Origin of the sequence: Nocardia sp. NPDC057227, assembly GCF_042669725.1 — a bacterium.
In the GTDB taxonomy this organism is placed as follows: Bacteria; Actinomycetota; Actinomycetes; order Mycobacteriales; family Mycobacteriaceae; genus Nocardia; species Nocardia asteroides_A.
This window is the reverse complement of record NZ_JBHUXA010000001.1, coordinates 109784-125191: the sequence shown is the minus strand read 5'-3', so window position 1 is coordinate 125191 and position 15408 is coordinate 109784. Positions and strand designations below refer to the sequence as shown.

General features: G+C 72.5%; 19 protein-coding genes. 8 read left to right on the top strand and 11 right to left on the bottom strand.

The annotated features are described in order from the left end of the window. The first annotated feature begins 56 nt into the window (after nucleotides 1-56). On the top strand, nucleotides 57-500 hold the full coding sequence (locus tag ACFUJ1_RS00655; RefSeq protein ID WP_378640974.1) for a PucR family transcriptional regulator: 444 nt from the start codon (nucleotides 57-59) through the stop codon (nucleotides 498-500). On the opposite strand, the gene ACFUJ1_RS00650 is transcribed toward ACFUJ1_RS00655, so the two are convergent. From ACFUJ1_RS00650 to ACFUJ1_RS00640, 3 genes are all read right to left on the bottom strand, one after another. After that, nucleotides 497-700: a DUF397 domain-containing protein gene (locus ACFUJ1_RS00650; RefSeq protein WP_378640972.1), complete on the bottom strand. Its 204-nt coding sequence runs from the start codon at nucleotides 698-700 to the stop codon at nucleotides 497-499. The genes ACFUJ1_RS00655 and ACFUJ1_RS00650 overlap by 4 nt on opposite strands. After that, nucleotides 697-1581 carry a helix-turn-helix domain-containing protein gene (locus tag ACFUJ1_RS00645; protein ID WP_378640970.1) on the bottom strand — a complete coding sequence of 295 codons (885 nt, stop codon included), beginning with the start codon at nucleotides 1579-1581 and terminating at the stop codon, nucleotides 697-699. The genes ACFUJ1_RS00650 and ACFUJ1_RS00645 overlap by 4 nt, the downstream gene beginning before the upstream one ends. Nucleotides 1582-1786: 205 nt before the next feature. Continuing rightward, the gene (locus ACFUJ1_RS00640; RefSeq protein ID WP_378640968.1) at nucleotides 1787-2134 is read right to left on the bottom strand and encodes a MerR family transcriptional regulator; all 348 of its coding nucleotides are present in this window, start codon (nucleotides 2132-2134) and stop codon (nucleotides 1787-1789) included. 52 nt (nucleotides 2135-2186) lie between these two features. Between ACFUJ1_RS00640 and ACFUJ1_RS00635 the strand changes: the two genes are divergently transcribed. Then, entirely contained in the window at nucleotides 2187-2924 is a 738-nt protein-coding gene (locus ACFUJ1_RS00635) for an SDR family oxidoreductase (protein WP_378640966.1), read from the top strand. Between the two features lie 22 nt (nucleotides 2925-2946). Then, entirely contained in the window at nucleotides 2947-3243 is a 297-nt protein-coding gene (locus ACFUJ1_RS00630) for a nuclear transport factor 2 family protein (protein WP_378640964.1), read from the top strand. A gap of 140 nt (nucleotides 3244-3383) precedes the next feature. Here the strand turns inward: ACFUJ1_RS00630 and ACFUJ1_RS00625 are convergent, their stop codons facing one another. Next, entirely contained in the window at nucleotides 3384-4232 is an 849-nt protein-coding gene (locus ACFUJ1_RS00625; protein ID WP_378640962.1) for an AraC family transcriptional regulator, read from the bottom strand. A 113-nt stretch (nucleotides 4233-4345) separates the two neighbouring features. Between ACFUJ1_RS00625 and ACFUJ1_RS00620 the strand changes: the two genes are divergently transcribed. Next, nucleotides 4346-4882 (top strand): carboxymuconolactone decarboxylase family protein, encoded by a 537-nt coding sequence (locus ACFUJ1_RS00620; RefSeq protein ID WP_378640960.1) that lies wholly within the window; start codon nucleotides 4346-4348, stop codon nucleotides 4880-4882. On the opposite strand, the gene ACFUJ1_RS00615 is transcribed toward ACFUJ1_RS00620, so the two are convergent. Beyond that, complete coding sequence (locus ACFUJ1_RS00615; RefSeq protein WP_378640959.1) at nucleotides 4842-5714, bottom strand: alpha/beta fold hydrolase; 873 nt, start codon at nucleotides 5712-5714, stop codon at nucleotides 4842-4844. The genes ACFUJ1_RS00620 and ACFUJ1_RS00615 overlap by 41 nt on opposite strands. A gap of 97 nt (nucleotides 5715-5811) precedes the next feature. Here ACFUJ1_RS00615 and ACFUJ1_RS00610 point away from each other — a divergent pair, with 97 nt between their 5' ends. Then, nucleotides 5812-6228 carry a winged helix-turn-helix transcriptional regulator gene (locus ACFUJ1_RS00610; protein WP_378640957.1) on the top strand — a complete coding sequence of 139 codons (417 nt, stop codon included), beginning with the start codon at nucleotides 5812-5814 and terminating at the stop codon, nucleotides 6226-6228. Here ACFUJ1_RS00610 and rph read toward each other — a convergent pair. Then, nucleotides 6201-8789 (bottom strand): rifamycin-inactivating phosphotransferase, encoded by a 2589-nt coding sequence (gene rph, locus ACFUJ1_RS00605; RefSeq protein ID WP_378640956.1) that lies wholly within the window; start codon nucleotides 8787-8789, stop codon nucleotides 6201-6203. The two genes, ACFUJ1_RS00610 and rph, sit on opposite strands and share 28 nt — an antisense overlap. Nucleotides 8790-9030: 241 nt before the next feature. On the opposite strand from rph, the gene ACFUJ1_RS00600 reads away from it, so the two are divergent. Beyond that, nucleotides 9031-9471 (top strand): hypothetical protein, encoded by a 441-nt coding sequence (locus tag ACFUJ1_RS00600; RefSeq protein ID WP_378640954.1) that lies wholly within the window; start codon nucleotides 9031-9033, stop codon nucleotides 9469-9471. Between the two features lie 10 nt (nucleotides 9472-9481). On the opposite strand, the gene ACFUJ1_RS00595 is transcribed toward ACFUJ1_RS00600, so the two are convergent. The 4 genes from ACFUJ1_RS00595 to ACFUJ1_RS00580 all read right to left on the bottom strand — a co-directional run bounded on the left by ACFUJ1_RS00595 (nucleotide 9482) and on the right by ACFUJ1_RS00580 (nucleotide 11607). Next, entirely contained in the window at nucleotides 9482-10183 is a 702-nt protein-coding gene (locus ACFUJ1_RS00595) for a DUF2993 domain-containing protein (RefSeq protein WP_378640952.1), read from the bottom strand. Between the two features lie 80 nt (nucleotides 10184-10263). After that, entirely contained in the window at nucleotides 10264-10662 is a 399-nt protein-coding gene (locus ACFUJ1_RS00590) for a hypothetical protein (RefSeq protein ID WP_378640951.1), read from the bottom strand. Nucleotides 10663-10725: 63 nt separating this feature from the next. Then, nucleotides 10726-11001 carry a hypothetical protein gene (locus tag ACFUJ1_RS00585; protein WP_378640949.1) on the bottom strand — a complete coding sequence of 92 codons (276 nt, stop codon included), beginning with the start codon at nucleotides 10999-11001 and terminating at the stop codon, nucleotides 10726-10728. Between the two features lie 54 nt (nucleotides 11002-11055). Next, nucleotides 11056-11607, bottom strand: coding sequence for a TetR/AcrR family transcriptional regulator (locus tag ACFUJ1_RS00580; RefSeq protein ID WP_378640947.1), 552 nt, complete (start codon nucleotides 11605-11607; stop codon nucleotides 11056-11058). A gap of 75 nt (nucleotides 11608-11682) precedes the next feature. Between ACFUJ1_RS00580 and ACFUJ1_RS00575 the strand changes: the two genes are divergently transcribed. Next, nucleotides 11683-12633 carry a zinc-binding dehydrogenase gene (locus ACFUJ1_RS00575; protein WP_378640945.1) on the top strand — a complete coding sequence of 317 codons (951 nt, stop codon included), beginning with the start codon at nucleotides 11683-11685 and terminating at the stop codon, nucleotides 12631-12633. Here the strand turns inward: ACFUJ1_RS00575 and ACFUJ1_RS00570 are convergent. Continuing rightward, on the bottom strand, nucleotides 12623-13618 hold the full coding sequence (locus ACFUJ1_RS00570; protein WP_378640943.1) for an FUSC family protein: 996 nt from the start codon (nucleotides 13616-13618) through the stop codon (nucleotides 12623-12625). The genes ACFUJ1_RS00575 and ACFUJ1_RS00570 overlap by 11 nt on opposite strands. Nucleotides 13619-14058: 440 nt before the next feature. Here ACFUJ1_RS00570 and ACFUJ1_RS00565 point away from each other — a divergent pair, with 440 nt between their 5' ends. Next, nucleotides 14059-15402, top strand: coding sequence for a serine/threonine-protein kinase (locus tag ACFUJ1_RS00565; RefSeq protein ID WP_378640941.1), 1344 nt, complete (start codon nucleotides 14059-14061; stop codon nucleotides 15400-15402). Nucleotides 15403-15408: the final 6 nt, after the last annotated feature.

The following is a 15408-nucleotide window of genomic DNA, read 5'->3' as shown; positions in this document are numbered from 1 at the left end:
GTGCCCGCCGCTGGGACCGCTTTTCCCTTCGCGTCCTGCGCGAGAACGACGAGCCAGTGGCCGAGTTCTCCCTTGTCTGCGCCCGCACGACCACCGCGGAGACCGAACCGGACGACGATCCGATCGCCACCCGCGCCGAGCCGGTCCGCGAACTGCTCGAGCTCGCGGTGCGGATGCGCGCCGAACCGGGCGTGTTCGGCGTCGCCGACCTCGCCCTCGAGTACCAGCTCACCCGCCCCGGACCCGGCCGCGATCACCTCGCCCGCCTGCTGACCCCGCTCGACGGGCACCCCGAGCTGCTCGACACCGTGCTCGAGTACCTGCGGCAGGAGTACGGCCGCTCGGCCACGGGCGAGGCACTCGGCGTCCACCCGAACACGGTGCGCAACCGGCTCGACAAGGCCGGTCGGCTCCTCGGCCTCGATCTCACCCGGCTCGAGTCGCTGTGGCAGCTGCGCGCCGCCGTGATCGTGCGCAGCTTCCTCCGACCCCCGGACTAGGAGCCGAACTCGCCGCCCCGAATGCCCGCGGTGAAGGCGGCCCACTCCCCGGGGGCGAAAACCAGAGCCGGACCGGCGGCGTTCTTGGAGTCCCGCACTCCGACGAGCCCTTCACCCAGGTGGGCGACCTCGACGCAGTCGTTGTTCCCGCCGCTGAAGCTGGACTTGAACCATTGCGCGTCGGACAGATCCGGTGTCACTGCTTGTACTCCCTCGCCATGCGCCGGAGCGCGTGCTTGCTGTCTGCCGGCGACAAGGCGGCGGCCCGGAGCCGCGCGAACGTGCTCCGGAAGTGGTTCACCGCCTCGGCCTTGTCGTAATACATGTTGCCACGGAAGCCTTCCACGAACACGGTCGGCATTTCGCCGGTGGCCTCGTCGAAATCGAGGATCGTGAAGGGTCCCGTAGCCACTCCGAGCGGGTAGCCCGTCGTGAACGGGAGCAGTCGGACCGTCACGTTCGCGGGCAGGTCCGCGAGGTGCGTCAACTGTCCGGCCATCACTCTCGGCCCCCCTACCGCGCGGCGCAGCACGAGCTCGTCCACCAGCAGCTCGACCGGCACGGGGTTCCGCTTGCGCGTGATGATCCGCTGCCTGTTGATCCGGACGTTCGCGCGGTGCTCGATCTGCTCGGCGGTGGCGCCGGGCTCGAACAGGTCGTCCAGTGCCCGCGCGTAATTGGCGGCCTGGAACAGCCTGCTGACGATGTCCGGCCGGAAGGTGGTCAACTTCGTCGCCGATGACTCAAGGCTGACGTACAACTCGAAATCGGCCCGAATGGCATCGGAGTACTCCTGCCACCACAGCCCGCCGTCCCCGGCGTTCGAATCGGCCGCCTGCACCAGCTCCAGCAGCATGGGCAGCTTCTCCGGTACCTCGTACAGCTGGCACAGCGCCTTGATGTCCAGCGTCCGGATCCGTCCCGCCTGCCCCTTCTCCAGCCGCTGGAGCGTGCCGGCCCCACGCTCGATCAGTCTGGCGGCGTTGGCGATCGAGTACCCGGCCTCCTGGCGGAGATCGCGCAGGTAGCGGCCGAGCTGGCGGCGCGGGATCGTGCTGGGCGGCAGTGTCGGGGTGGGCATCGTGGATGGAACCTTCCTTGAATTCTGGACGGCTGTGCGCCGTTTCGGTGGACGGTCCCTATACCCCTTGCCGGACCGGCGATTTCGCATCGATGGACGGCGTCCTGGCACTTCTGGATGCACCTTCTGGACGAGCCATCAGCCTCGCGCGGCGACAGTAGCGGATGTCCGACGGCCGCGCGGCGACGTCGCGATTTCCGCTCGATCAGGGATGGGTGGCGGTGACGGCGATGATCTCGTCCAGCCGGCCGAGCACGCCGGAGAGCTCCTCGATCCGGTCCCGGATCCGGTCGCGCTGGGCGTGCAGCATGGCCCGCTGCGCGGTATCGGTGTGGCCGCTGTCGATGCACGGCAGCAGCTCGGCGATATTGCGGCTGCTCAGCCCGGCCGCGTAGAGCAGCTGGAAGAAGCGCACCTTCTCCACCGCCGCGGCCGGGTAGCGGCGCTGCCCGGCCGCGGTGCGCTCGGCGTCGAGCAGCCCCTGCTCCTCGTAGTAGCGCAGCGCCCGCACGCTCACCCCGGCCCGCTCCGCCAGCTCACCGATCCGCAGCACCGCGACCTTCTTCCTTGACCCTCACGTCAACGTCAGGTTCTAGCGTAGCGGTATGCCCCTGAACGACACCGTCGCCCTCGTCACCGGCGCGAACCGCGGCCTCGGCCGCGCCTTCGCCCAGCACCTGCTCGCCGAAGGCGCGAAGGTCTACGCCGCCGCGCGCCGCCCGGAGACCGTCGACCTGCCCGGCGCCCAGGTCCTCCGCCTCGACATCACCGACCCGGCGCAGGTCGCCGCCGCGGCCGCCCAGGCGTCCGACCTCACGGTGCTGATCAACAACGCAGGCGTCCAGACCGGCGCCGACGCGCTCACCGGCGCGGAAGCCCTGCTGCGCGCCGAGCTCGAGACGCACCTGTTCGGCACCCTCGCCGTCACCCGCGCCTTCGCCCCCGTGCTGGCGGCCAACGGTGGCGGCGCGATCCTCACCGTGCACTCGGCGCTGTCCTGGTTCCCGCTCCAAGGCGCCGGCGGGTACCACATCGCCAAGGCCGCCGAGTGGGCGCTGACCAATGCCACGCGGGTCGAACTCGCAGGTCAGGGTACCCAGGTCACGGCGCTGCACCTCGGTGCCGCCGATACCGACATGACCGCCGGGTATACCGGCCCCAAGCTCGTCCCCGCCGAGCTGGCCCGGCTCGCACTCGACGGCGTCGCCGTCGGACGCGCCGAGATCCTCGCCGATGACTGGAGCCGCTACATCAAGTCCACGCTCGCCGACGACCCGGCGGAGGTCTACCCCGAACTCACCCGCAGGTTGACGGAACTCGCGAGCACCGGCGCACCCCACTGACCCGGCGCGTATCGTCCGCGCCATGAGTACGGTCGCCGTCACGGAACTGATCGCGCGTTACGGGGAACTGATCGACGCAGGCGATTTCGCAGGCGTCGGCGCGTTGTTCGCCGACGCCGCGTTCGTCAGCGGCGGTCATACGATCCGGGGGAGCGCGGGCGTCGAGGAGATGCTGCGCCACACCGTGATCCGCTACGACGACGGAACGCCACGCACCCATCATGTGACGACCGACGTCGTGGTCGAGTTCGCCGAACCGGCCGGCACCGCGACGGCGCGCTCCGCCATCACGGTCTTCCAGGCACTGCATCCTGCCTAAGCTGTTCCTGTCCGTTGGCCTCAAAATTGCGACATTGCGGTATGCGCATCAGACCGGTTTGGCGAAGCGGAAGAAGGCCGGGACAGGCTGCACGAAACAGGTCCCAAACGCCTGGACGGTCAGTCGAGACTTGCGTGCCGCTACAACTGCGCCGCCCAGGCCCGCGGCGAGCACCCCACCCGCTGGGTGAACGCCCGGGAGAACGCCGGCGCGGTGGCGTACCCGAGCTCGGTCGCGGTGCGCGCCACCGGAACGCCGGCCCGCAACCGCTCCTTGGCCACGGTGATCCGCCACCCACCGAGATAGTCGGCGGGTGACTGCCCGACCGCCTCCTTGAACCGCGCGGCGAAAGCGCTGCGCGACATCCGCGCCTCCCGCGCCATCCCTTCGAGGGTCCACGCCCGCCCCGGCTCCTCGTGCACGGCGACCAGGGCGCGGGCCAGCCGCTCGTCAGCGAGCCCGGTGAGCAGCCCGGTGGGCAGGTCGAGTTCGTCGGCGTGCTCGAGGATCCAGCGGAAGAGCTGGATGAGCACGACCTCGAAGAGCCGGTCCACGAGCACCCGGTGCCCGCATTTCGCGGTGTCGATCTCGGCGAAGAGCAGGGTGAGCGCGGGTTCGAGCGTGGCGACGGCGTCGAGCGGGAGCACGATGACCGGGGGCAGGGTGCGGACCAGCGGATGGTTCGGTCCGCCCTCGAAGTCGACGCTGGCGCAGGCGAAGTCGGAGTCCGCGGTGGGCGCGTTGTGGAAGGAGTGGTCGAGCGGGCGGGGGTAGAAGAGCAGGCTGGGCCGGTCGACGTGGCGGGTGGCGAGCCGGTTGCCTGCGCCGCGGTGCGTGACCTCCATCGACCCGGCCCGCAGTACGTGCAGGAAGCCCCGTCCGAGCCCGGCGTCGTAGGTCGTGACCCCGCAGAGCGGGCCGGTGTGGAAGAGCCGGGTCCGCACGCGGAATCGTTCGAGCAGCGGGGAGATCCGGTCGACGGAGGTCATGCACCCATGATTGCAGACGAATAGGTAAGAAATCGAGACGATAGGGCGCAAATCGTCCGGATCGGTGCGGCAGGCTGGGAACTGTCCGAAACACGACAGCGAAGGAACCTCCCATGACACTCGTTCCCCTCGTCGACCGCGAGACCGCCACCGGCACCGTCCGCGAGCAGCTCGACAGCATCCACGCCGCCTTCGGCACGGTGCCCGCCATGTTCCGCGCGGTCGCGAACTCACCCGCCGCGCTGACCAGCATGTGGGCCGCCTTCGGCGCCTTCGGCGGCGGCGCGCTCGGCCCGGCGGTCGGCGAGCAGATCGCGGTGGCCGTCGCCAACCGCAATGCCTGCGAGTACTGCCTCGCCGCGCACACCGCGCTGGGCCGCAGGGCCGGGGTCAGCGGCGCGGACATGCAGGCCGCGCAGCTCGGCGAGTCCCCGGACCCGCGCACCGCGGCCCTCCTGGGCTTCGCGCTGAAGCTGGTGGAGGAGCGCGGACAGGTCGCCCCGGAGGAGGTGGGCGGGCTGCGCGCCCTGGGGTGGAGCGATGAGCAGATCGTCGAGGCGATCGGGCAGGTCGCGCTCAACCTGTTCACCAACTACATCAATGTGGCGCTCAAGATTCCGGTCGACTTCCCGAAGGTGGCCTTGCGCTGAGGCCTCGTCCGAGGAACGGGACGAGCACGTCGAGGAGCGCGCCCGGCTGCTCCAGCGGGACGAGATGGCCGCAGTCGGGCACGATGTGCTCGGTGAGATCGTCGGCGACGGTCGACAGTTGGCGGGCGAGGGCCGAACCGACGACATTGCCGCCGAGCGCGAGCGCAGGCACGGTGAGCCGGGCGGAGGCCGTCGCTCGCGCGATCAGCTCGGCGTTCCCGTGGGCGGCCCGGTAGTAGCCGAAGCCGCGGGCGAGGGCGTCCCGGCCGGTGTAGGCGCGGACGAAGGCGGCGTGGATCTCCGGGTCGATGCCGCGGCGCTCGAAGGTGTGCTCGGTGAGGAAGTAGGAGAGGTAGGGGTCCTCGCCGCCGGGGAGCACGGTCTCGGCGAGGCCGGGCACGCCGTGGAAGCCGAACCACCACGGCGGGTCGGCCAGGAACTCCTCGGCGCCGGGCAGCGGTGGGAGCAGGCCCTCCATGAGCGTCAGCGATGTCACCCGCCGCGGATCGGTCATCGCGAAGAGGAAGGCGGGCTGCACCGCGAGGTCGATCGCCACCACGGCGGCGCGGTCGGCCCCCGCGGCGTCGAGGATGGCGGCCAGATCGGTCGCGATGGCGTCGGCGCGGTAGCCGGAGTTCGGGGCGGTGCTCTCGCCGAGTCCGGGCAGGTCCGGCGCGATCACCGTGTGGTGTTCCGCCAGGCCGGGCAGCACGTGATCCCACAGCCGCCGGGTGTGCGGCCAGCCGTGCAGCAGCAAGGCAGGAGGGCCGGAACCCTCCACCCGAACTCGCACGTCGGCGCCGCGGGAGCGGACCGTGTGAAGCAGAACCATCGTGCACACCTCCGGTAACCAGGTAACTTGTGGTTACTGTCCACCGGCCGGTGGATCGGCACAAGAAGGCACTTTCCGGAAAGCAGGTGAGGCGGAGGTGACCACCCACCGCGGCGATCTGTTCGATCCGCGCTGCCCGACCCGGCAGATCCTGGACCGGCTCGGCACCAAGTGGACCTCGATGATCATCACCGTGCTTGCCGCAGCCGAACCGGGCGAGGTGCGCTTCGCCGAGCTGCGCCGCCGCATGCCCGGCGTCTCGGCGAAGATGCTCTCGACCACGCTGAAGGAGCTGGTCGCCGACGGGCTGGTGGGCCGGGCGGTGCTCGACACGGTCCCGCCGCAGGTCTCCTACCGGCTCACCCCGCTCGGCCGGTCGCTGGTCGGGCCGCTCGCCGTGCTGCGCGACTGGGCCGAGGCGCACGCGGCGGAGATCGACGACCACCGGGCCCGCGGCGGCGACGCGGCGGCGCGGGCCCGGCTCGATCACCGGTCGGGCAGCAGCTCGACGTAGCCGTCGGCGCCGTGCACGCGGATGCGCTGCCCGTCGCGGATGAGCGTGGTGGCGTGTTCGACGCCGACCACGGCGGGCAGGCCGTATTCGCGGGCGATCACCGCGCCGTGCGTCATGAGCCCACCCGCCTCGGTCACCAGCCCGGCGATGGCGACGAACAGCGGGGTCCAGCTCGGGTCGGTGTAGGCGGTGACGAGGATGTCGCCCGCTTCGAGGTCGGCGCGGGCGATATCGGTGATCACGCGGGCGCGGCCCTCGACGGTCCCGGCGGAGACCGGGGTGCCCGGCAGCGCGCCGTCGGGCAGGTCGGTGCGGCGGTAGGCGCCGGTGAGGACCTCGCCGTCGGAGGTGAGCACGCGCGGCGGGGTGAGCGCCTCGTCGGCGCGGAACGCGGTCCTGCGCGCGGTGATCAGCTCCGGGTCGGCGCGGTGGGTGGCCCCGACCTCGCGCAGTTCGTCGAAGCGCAGATGGTCGATGTCGTCCGCTGCCCGCAGGACACCGGCCGCGACCAGGCGTTCGGCCTCGCGCAGCAGGGCCTGCCGGTAGACGAAGTATCGGCACACCATGCCGTACTTCGGGTACTCGCGGTAGCCGGAGAAGGTGCGGACCCGGTCGATCATGCGCTCGGTCTCCGCCGCCTTCGCAGCGCCGTCCGGGAGCGTCAGCACCCGGTCCAGAATCCGCTGTTTCGCCTGCTCGGCTTCGCGCAGGCCGTCGGCGAACTGCCGCGCGGCCGCCCCCGCCTCGAAGCCGGCGACATTGCCGAGGATCGCGGGCAGCAGGGTGCCGGGCTGCTCGCGCCAGCGCGGCCGGGTGATGTCGATCTCGCCGGCGCAGCGCATGCCGTAGCGCTCCAGGAAGCCTTCGATCGCGGTGCGTGCCTGTTCGCCGCCGGGGTGGTCGGGGAGCCGGTCGAGGAAGTCGTTCGGGGCGGCGTGCAGGTAGGCAACGACCTCCGGGTGCGGGCGGATGGCGTCGGCGACGTCGAGCAGCGCGAGCCCCATCTCCGAGGTGATGTTGCCGGGGACCGAGCGGGTGAGCGCGTCGGCGGCGTTGCGCTCGCCCAGCCAGTCGAGCAGCCGGTCGTTGAGCCACTCGGAGGCGTCCATGGCGGCGGTGATCAGCTGGAGTCCGCGCGGGTCGAACAGGACGCGGCGCAACTCCTGGATGTCGGTGCGGATGAAGTCGAGCAGCGCGGCCCCGGTGTGGGCGTGGATGTCGCGCTCCAGCACCGCCAGCGATGCCTCGCTCTCGGCGATGAGCTCGCCGATGAGCGCGGGGTCGAGGTCGGGCGGTGCGGGCACGGTGCCCGGGATCGGGCGCTCCGGTTCGGGCGCTCCGGTGCCGTAGCCGCCGCGCTCGATCAGGGTGCGCAGGGCGTCGCCGAGCAGCGGATCGGATTTGCCGAGCGCGGTGACCAGCGCGGCGCGCGACCCCGGCGCCGCGAGCACGGCGGTGACGTCGACGAACAGCCGCCCGCCCGCAGCGCGCATGGGCGCGCCGCTGGTGAGCTGCCAGAGCGAGATCCCCAGCGGTTTCATGGCGTCGGTCATCATCTGCTGGTGGCCGACCGAGACATAGACGTGGTCGCCGCCGTCGGTGGCCTCCGGGATCGGGAACAGCGTGGTGATCGGCCTGCTCTGCACGATGCGGACGCCGTTGTCGCCGAGGCACCACTCGATGTCCTGCGGGCTGCCGAAGTGCGCTTCGATCCGGCGGCCGAGCCGCTCGAGGTCGAGCACCTCGGCGTCGGAGAGCACCGGCTCGTCGCGGCGTTCGGTGTCGAGTTCGCGCACCCGCGTGCCACCGGCGGGCTCCGGCTCCACGGCGAGCTTCTTGGTCGCGGTGGAGCGCTCGACGACCACGCCGCCGCGCACCCGGACGTTGTCGGCGTTCACCAGCCCCGAGACCAGCGCCTCGCCGAGCCCGAAACCGGCGTCGATCGAGGTGACGGTCCGATCCGAGGTGACCGGATCGGCGGTGACCAGCACCCCGGCGGCACGCGGGAAGACCATGGTCTGCACGACGACCGCCATCCGGATCCCACTGTGCCCGAACCCGTTCCGCTGCCGGTAGGCCACGGCGCGCTCGGTGAACAGCGAACCCCAGCAGCGCCGCACGTGCGCGAGAATCTCCGGCGCGCCGACGATGTTGAGGTAGCTGTCCTGCTGTCCGGCGAAGGACGCCGTCGGCAGATCCTCGGCCGTGGCGCTGGAGCGCACCGCGTAGGCGCCGTTCGCGCCGAGCCGGGCGTGCGCCGCGACGATCTCCGCCGCGACCTCGCCGGGGATCTCCAGCCCCTCGATCACCGCCCGGACCCGCGCGCTGAGCACCCGGGTCGCCTCCCGATCACCCGGCTCGATCCGGGACAACTCGCCGAACAGCGCGTCCAGCCCCGGCGCGCCCGCCACCGCGCGGGTGTAGGCCGCCGTCGTCACGCAGAACCCGTCCGGCACCCGCACACCGTCCACGCGGGACAGCTCACCGAGGTTCGCGCCCTTGCCGCCGACCACCGCGACCTGCGTTCGATCGATCTCCGCGAAGCCGAGCACATAGGTCATACCGCCACTCCTCACCTGGGGTTTCCGTGCAACGGGAGCGAGTATGGACCACATTTCGGCGGCTCATGAGGGCGCGGAATCGTGTATACAGTGAAAGGGGGATGGGGATCGGACCGTGGGGGGCTGATCCACCCGATATGCTCGGTGGGCGAACGATTTCCGCCGCGGGCCGTCGATGCCGACGGAGTCATCCGGCCGGGGCGAGCGGGATCGGAAAGCTCGACGGGGGAGGGCTCGAACCATGAACATTCGACGACTGGGCGCGGGGCTGGCGGCAGTACTGGGGATCGGGGTGCTCGGCGGCACGACAGCCGTTCCGGCGCACGCCGATCCGCTGCCGCAGTTCGCGCCGATCGGCACCACGCTCTACACCTTCGGTGACGCGAACTTCTGCGCCGGAGCGATTTCCGTGGATCTGGAGGCGGCGCCGAAGCGGCCCGGGTTCGTGCGGGCGCGGGTGACGCCGCAGGGGTACCTGAGCGGGCCGTGCGGCAACCACGTCATGATCGGCTGGGTCGGCTCGGCCGGCTTCCGGCACCAGGACGTCTACGTGCGCACCGGGGCCCAGCGCGGCAAGACCGTGACCGTCGACCTGTGGGTGGGGATGGGCCCGGCCAAGATCATGTCGAGCAGCTGGCCGATCCAGGGCCCGTTCGCCGAGTGGTACCTCTACGTCCCGTAACCCCCGGCGCTCAGGGCAGGTCGGCGAAGCGGACCTCCGCGGCCGCCGCGCTGACGTGCAGCCCGTCGGCGGCCGCGCGGATGGCGGTGATCTCGGCGCCGAGCGGCAGGTCCTGCAGCGGGATCGTGAAGGCCAGGCTGCGGCTGAGCACCGAGAGCGGCAGCGCCGGGCCGCCGACCGCGGCCTGCACCGAGATCGGGGTCAGCTCGATGCCGTCGGCGGTCGGCGCCATGGCGAAGACGATGGTCGCGGGCACCGGGAACGGCAGCCCCTCCACCCGGAAGGTGCCGGTCACCTGCAGCCCATCGGGGCTGTCGGAGAGTTCGCGGACGCCGTCGTCGGCGAAGCGCCGCACGGTGTCGTAGGCGACCACCGCCTCGGCGGTCGCCCCGGCCGCCACCAGGGTCGTGGTGTCGCCCGCGATCAGGTCGGCGAGCGGTGCGGTGACGTCGGTGAGGGTGAGCCGCAGGTCGCGCACGGTGACGTCCTGCTCGCTCCACTCACCCGCCCGGATGTCGATGGTCTCGTACCGGCCGTCGACGGCCTGGGTGAGGAACGGGAAGCCGCCGATGTCCACCGCCGGATCGCGGTCCAGCGCGTACTCGGCGGCGATCCGGCGCCCGATCTCGTTCTGCGCCACCACCACCGCGATCCGGTCGCCCGCGATCAGCGCGATCGCCGCGACCACGATCAGTATCACCAGCGCGCGCATGCGCTCACCTGCTCGGTCACCGCACCATCATCGCCGCTGTGGGCGGGCGGGGCGAACCGATCCGCGCTATCGGCCGCCGATCAGGGCGCGTCCAGCACGCCCGCGGGGACGCCGTAGGGCAGGAACCGCACCCGGCGGCGGTCGTCGGTGTTGTCGCGGTGCGCGCGTAGCGCTTCGAGTTCGCTGGGGAAGACCTGGTCGACCCTGGCCGTTCCGCCCTCGTCGACGGTGTAGATCACCCAGACGCCGCTGCCGGACTCGCCGGTGGTCTCGCCCTCGGGCTTGGGTGTCGTGCGCGGCTTCTCCGGCTGCGGCGCGAACTGGCCGAGCAGCGCCGCCAGCGAGCCGACGCTCGCGCCGTCCACGCGCTCCAGGTACCCGCCCGCCTTGCCGATCAGATCGCGCAGCTCGATTCCCGCCTCACGCAGCGCGCGCTCGAGGTCTTCCGGGTCGAGGCCGAAGGGCCCGTTGGTTGCCATCGCATGTGCTCCTGGGGGACGAGTCGAATCACTACGTCCCCGAGTGTCCTCGCGAATTGCCGATCACGCCACGTCGGTCACCGCGCGGGTGACGGACTCGTCCTCGCGGAACACGAATCGGTCGATGCGGGGCTGGTTGCCGATCACCTCGGCCGCGGCCCCTGGATCGACCAGCGGGCCGACGAAGGCGTAGTAGGTCCACTCCCGCCCGCTGCCGTCCCGGCGCGGGGCGCGGCCGTGGCGCAGCTCCCGCACCCGCCGCCACAGCCCGGTGCCCGCGGGATCGGCCACCACATCCCCGAGACCCACCTCGGTCACCGCCACCGATTCGGTCCGCATGTGCTGATTCTGGCAGCCGCGCGTCGCGCCGTCGCGCCGGAAAACGGCAGTGGCTCAGGGCGCGCGGAACGCGCTGATCACGAGCGTGGCGTAGCGGCCCGCCGCGGCGGCGCCGATCGCGCGCTGCGCGGAGAGCACGAGCATCAGGTCGTCGACGGCGAAGTCGGCGCGCAGCTGCCCGGTTCGCCCGGCGCGCACGGCGAGTTCGGCGACGGCGCGCAGCGCGGCGGCGCGGTCGGGGCCCAGGTCGACGGCGTCCGGGAAGGTCGCGGTGAACGCCTCGGTGAAGCCGCGGTTCCGCGCGTGCAGTTCGCAGATCTGCTCGATCAGGGTGGTGAAGCCGCGCCACGGGTCCGGGTCGGCGTGCGCCCGCTCGACGATGGCGCGGCACTCGCGCATCTGTCCGGCGAAGGCGGCGGTGGCCAGGATCTCCTTGGTGGGGAAGTGCCGGTAGAGGGTGGCCGGGCCCACACCGGCGCGGCGGGCGATCTCGCGCATCGGCACGCTCGTGCCGTCGGCGGCGAAGAGGGCGCGAGCGGCGTCCAGGATTCGCTCCCGGTTCTCGGTGGCGTCCGCGCGCGGGGTGCGAGGCAAAAGGTCGGGCACCGCTCTCACTTTAGCGAAACGGACGGGGGTGTCCGTTAGCGTCGGTGCCCGGACCGGCGACGATGAGGAGAACCAGTGCGCGCCATCGAGATCCGCAGTTTCGGCAGTCCGGATGGGCTCGCGGTCGCCGAGTTGCCCGTCCCCGAGCCCGGCGCGGGGGAGGTGCTGATCGCGGTCGAGGCCATCGGGGTCGGTGGGGTGGACGCGGTGATCCGGCGCGGCACGCTCGGTGGGTACGGCTTCCGGGAAGGGCATGTTCCCGGCAGTGAGGTGGCCGGGGTGGTGAGCGGAGTCGGGGCGGGTGTGGACGAATCGTGGGTCGGGCGGCGGGTGTGGGGGTTCACCGGGACCGGTGGTGGCTATGTCGAGCACGCGGTGGTTCCGGTGGAGCAGGTGCAGGAGTTGCCGGAGGGGCTGACCGCGCAGGCGGCGGTGGCGTTGGGCGGGTCCGGGGTGGTGGCGCACTTCGGGCTCGCGCACGCGCGGTTCGCGGCCGGAGAGTCGGTGCTGGTCCGCGGGGCAGCGGGCAGCATCGGACTGCTGACCGTGCAGCTCGCTGCCCGGGGCGGCGCGTCGGAGGTCGCGGTCACCACCTCCGCGCCCGAGCGCGGGGACCGGCTGCGCGCGCTCGGTGCCACCCGGGTGCTGGATCGGGCCGGGACCGGTGGTTCGGGTTTCGATGTGATCATCGATGTGGTCGCCGGGCCCGACCTGCCCGTGTTCCTGGACAAGCTGGCGCCGAACGGGCGGATGGTGACGGTGGGGGTGGTCGCCGGGTATCCGCCCGCCGATTTCGGGATGACGCTGCTGGGTGCGTTCCAGCGCTCGCTGTCCTTCGCCACCTTCAGCTCCGACACCGTCGACCCCGCCGCGCGGGACGCGGTCCGGTCCGGGCAGTTCGAAGCGGCCGCGCGCGGGGAGCTGGCGGCGGTGGTGCACGAGGTGCTGCCGCTGGATGCGGCGGCGCTCGCACACCACCGGATGGACGCCGGGGAGGTCTTCGGGCGGATCGTGCTCACACCGTGAGACCCGGCCGCCGCGCGAACAGGGCGGGCAGCAGGATGCCGATGGTGGCGGCGACCGCGAGCCCGAGCGCGGTCTCGCCCAGCCGTTCCAGGACCCGCGACTGCGCCGCGCCGGGGTCGGGGTAGCCGAGCAGGGTGATGACGTAGAACGTGGTGAAGGCGGGCAGCAGGTAGAAGCGGCTCGCCGCGGTGGCGGCCGCGGCCGCGAGGCTCAGCGGAAGCACGATGGCGTAGAGCAGCGGCGGAGCATCGAGCGCGACCAGGGCGGCGGCGCCCGCGCAGCCGGCCAGCACGGAGCTGAACCGTCCCGCGGTGCGCCACCGCTGCAACTGCGGGTCGGGGCGCATGACCATCAGCGCCGCGGCACAGGCCCAGCCGATGTGGTCGAGGTGCAGGGCGAAGCCGAGCCCAGCGGTGAGCGCCGCGACCGCGCCGAGCAGGTAGCCGTAGGTCCGCGCGATCGGCCGCGGCTCGGGCCGTTCGACCTCGGGCCGCTCCGGGATCAGCAGGGCGGGCAGCCAGGCGAGGACGGAGCCGAGCACGAAGAGGCCGGTAAGCCCGGCCGCTGTTCCGAGATCGGGGTAGCTGAGCCCGATGCCGATCATGGGCAGCAGCGTGGTGGTGGTCAGCCCGGCGAGCGCGGTGAACCGCGGGATCGCCGTCGCCCGGACGGCGAGCACCGGAAGCAGGAACAGGCCGAGCACGGCGAGCACCGGCACCCGCGCCAGCAGCGACCCCGCCATCATCGGCACGCCGAGCAGCAACCCCGCCGCCAGCAGCCGGGTCCGGCGCCTGCGGACCGGGTCCACCCCGATCACCGCGGCGGGCAGCACCCCGAGGGTGAGCGCCACTCCGGCGCGCACGTCGTTCGCGGCCACCACCGCGGCGGGGAGCGCGGCGATGAACGCGACCAGGGCGGCCCGCTGCTCCCACACCAGCAGCGCCGGGCGCCCGGCCCGCGAGGTCACGGGCTCGGCCTCGCTCACCACGACCTCCGCTCTCGCTCCACCATCTCCGCTCAGCGTCACCGAGCGGTGGGGGAGTGGCGTCACCCGTTTCGGATGAATCCGGCTTCCCGGCCGACGGCCGGGGTTACGGCTCGATGCGGACCTCGGGACTCGTGCGGTCGTCCATGTCCCGGTCGCCGCCGAGCCCGGTACCGCCGACGAGGCGAAGCTCGGGCTGCCCGCGAGCGGGGCGGCGACCACCGTCGAGGTCGCGGACTGTCCGGAGCCGACCCGGGCGACCGTCCGGCCGCTCGCTACCGTGAGCGAATCGATCCCCGTCGCGCGTCCGGCCGAATACCGCACCGGGTGCAGGACTCCGCGCGAGGATCGGATGACCGCGGCGGCTCGCCGCCGTGGTTTCCGTCGCGGCGCAGCGGTCATTCCGGGACAGGGGAGCGGCGTACGAAAGGGTTCTGCACATGGGCGAGACGTGGTTCGGCCACTACCGCCTCGATCGGCTGCTCGGCAGCGGCGGCTCGGGCCGGGTCTGGCTGGCGCACGACACCGCCACCGACCGCGATGTCGCGCTCAAGGTGCTAGCCGCCGACCTGGCCGCCGACCCCGGCTTCCGGCGCCGGTTCACCCGCGAGGCCAGGCTCGCCGCGCAGCTGCGCGGCCCGCACACCGTCGCCATCCACGCCTTCGGCGAGCACGACGGCCACCTCTACCTCGACATGGAGCTCGTCGACGGCATCGACGGTGCCGCGCTGCTGCGCCGCGAGGGACGGCTCGCGCCCGGGCGCGCGACCGGGATCGTCGCCCAGGCGGGCACCGCGCTGGCGGCGGCGCACCGGGTCGGGCTCGTGCACCGCGACGTGAAGCCGTCGAATCTCATGGTGACCGCGGAAGAGTTCGTCTACCTGATCGACTTCGGCACCGCCACCCGTGATGGGCAGCCGGCGATCACCGCCACCGGCAACCTGGTCGGCACCCTGGGATACGTGGCGCCGGAGCGCTTCTCCGGCGCCGCCGACGCCCGCTCGGACCAGTACTCGCTGGCCTGCGTGCTCTTCGAACTGCTCACCGGGCGCAGGCCGTTCGGCGACGGTGACTCGCCGCAGCAGGTGCTCGCGCACCTCATGACCGCGCCGCCCGCGGCGAGCATGCTGAACCCGGCCGTGCCGCGCGCGCTGGACGCGGTGATCGCGCGCGGGATGGCGAAGGAGCCGCAGGCGCGGTTCGCCGATGTGCAGGAGTTCGTCGCGGCCGCCCGCGCGGCCGCGGGCGGGGCCGATATCGCGACGGCCGATATCGCTCCCGCGACCGTCTTCGCGCATCGTCACCAGGCGCCGACCACCCTGCCGGAGACGCTCCGCGCGGGCAGCAAGCGTCCCCGGATCGCGGTCGCCGCGCTGGCCGGGCTCGCCGCCGTGATCGGCGGCGTGCTGCTGCTCGACCGGCCCGGCTCGGCCGGGAGCACCGAGGTCGCCCCGACGTCCCCGCCCGCCACCGCGGTGCCCACCGCCGCGCCGATCGCGCAGACCCCCGGCCCCGTCGTGCTCGACACCTGCGGTCCGGCGCAATGCACCGCGGTGGTCCAGGCGCCACCGCCACCGCCACCGATCGCCGACCCCGACCCCGACCCCGACCCCGACCCCGACCCCGACCCCGACCCCGGCGCCACCGCCGCCGAGCCCGGCCCGGCCGTCGTTGCCCCGCCGGAGCCCGACCCCGGAAACGGCAACCCCGGCAATGGAAACGGCAACGGCAACGGCCGAGTGAAACCCGAGAAGCCGGACAAGCCCGCCAAGCCGGACAAGTAGCCACCT